Raw genomic sequence first — 1,679 nt, forward strand, 5'->3', positions numbered from 1 at the left:
GTACTAGCGAGCAATTCTGTCCCTGTTCGCGCAACATTCCCTGTTGTCTGAGGACTAGACCCATTTGCTTCGCCCGCTGCGGTTTCAAACTCTTGACCTAGTTGGGTCGGGTCTTGCCCCGCTGCAATAGCTTCTATCAACGCAGTAATATCACCAGTTACATTGATGGAACTGCCTTGCGGTGTCACTTGCTCAATGACCAGTTCTGAAGTGTCTGAAACTTCGTTAATGATTAGTTCCCCTGGTTTAGGCAACTGTCCTTGTTCGAGGGTTCTAATTTCCCCATCGAGACCGATAACTACAATATTACTCATCAATGAGCCAAAAGTTACTCGTTCCATATCTACCTCGCCCCACTTTGAACTAAGTCAAAAGTTTGTCACCCCAATATTTACGTCTATAGTTTAGTCAAAATCTTCATATTTTCGTTGTATGTGCAAGGGGCGATGTGCTGATTAACTCAGGGGGCGGGGTTACAGGTGCAGCAGGGAATTGCACAGGTCGTGGAATGCTATGATATTAAGAAATCAAGCTTTTCTCTTGCTTAAACACAAACGGTTGCCAAGCAACATTTTGCACATGTGCTAAGGTTTAATCAGGCGAACTTCTGGATATTCTAAACAAAAGCCTAGGTTTAACAGTAGGTTGATAATTTACTTACTCAAACACTGTTATTTGTGATGTTTTATCTCAAATGTGAGATGAAACAGCAAAAAGCAACACGATTTTTTAGGAGAAACACCGTGAAATGGAACCGACTAAGTATTGCTTGCTGCTGTAGCTTAATAGTGTCTATACCCGTTTTCGGTCAAACTTTAGAGCAAGCCGTGGCATTAACGTTAAAAAATAACCCAGATATCAAAAGCGCATTTAATGAATTTGAGAGCCGAAGGTACATCAATGAGGCGTCAACAGGCGCCTATTTGCCTTCTCTCGATCTTGATGCGGGCATTGGTTACGAAGGCCTCGACCCATCTGATGAAGTCGGACGAGGCAACACTGACTATACGAGAAAAGAAGCGTCTATCACCCTAACCCAATTAATTTGGGATGGCAGCGCGACATTAAACGATATTGACCGTACCGCTGCTGATGCAGAATCGGTGCGATTCCAACTGTTAGCTGATGCTTCAGACAAGGCATTAGAAGTCACTAAAGTCTACTTAGATGCGGTAAAGGCTTATGAAGTCTTAAAGCTGTCTGAGAACAATCTTGCCGTTCACAAAGACATCTATACGGACATCAAAAAACGCGTCACTTCCGGCATCGGCTCGACTGCGGACTTAACACAGGTTGAAGCGCGTTTAGCGAAAGCGCATGGTAATCTGGCAGCTGCACAAAACAACCTGTACGACTCCCACACAATGTTTACTCGCTTGGTGGGACAAACGCCACAAGGGTTAATTTTTCCAAGAGCTGATCAGAACTTTATCCCCTACACCGTCGATGAAGCGGTTGGCTTGGCATTTGAATTACACCCAGTGATTCAAATCGCATTGGCGGATGTGGATTCTGCCAAGTTCCAATACAAACAATCGAAAGGCGTTAACTACCCGACGATCTCGATTGAAGCTTCTCAAACTTGGAAAGACGATGCGGATGGCTTAAAAGGTCGAAGCGATGAAACTCTCGCCATGTTGCGTTTACGCTATAACTTGTTCAACGGCGGTAGCGATGCG

The 1,679-nt window shown here is 44.6% G+C and carries 2 protein-coding genes; one reads left to right on the top strand and one right to left on the bottom strand.

The window, feature by feature from the left end; all coding sequences use genetic code 11:
• Positions 1–341, bottom strand: a 341-nt coding sequence (locus tag R7E47_RS24180; RefSeq protein ID WP_318085197.1) for a hypothetical protein, incomplete at its 3' end; no start/stop codon positions are given.
• 402 nt (positions 342–743) lie between these two features.
• Between R7E47_RS24180 and R7E47_RS24185 the strand changes: the two genes are divergently transcribed.
• Positions 744–1,679, top strand: a 936-nt coding sequence (locus R7E47_RS24185; RefSeq protein ID WP_318085199.1) for a TolC family outer membrane protein, incomplete at its 3' end; no start/stop codon positions are given.

Source organism: Vibrio sp. Vb1026, assembly GCF_033338745.1.
Lineage (GTDB): Bacteria > Pseudomonadota > Gammaproteobacteria > Enterobacterales > Vibrionaceae > Vibrio > Vibrio alginolyticus.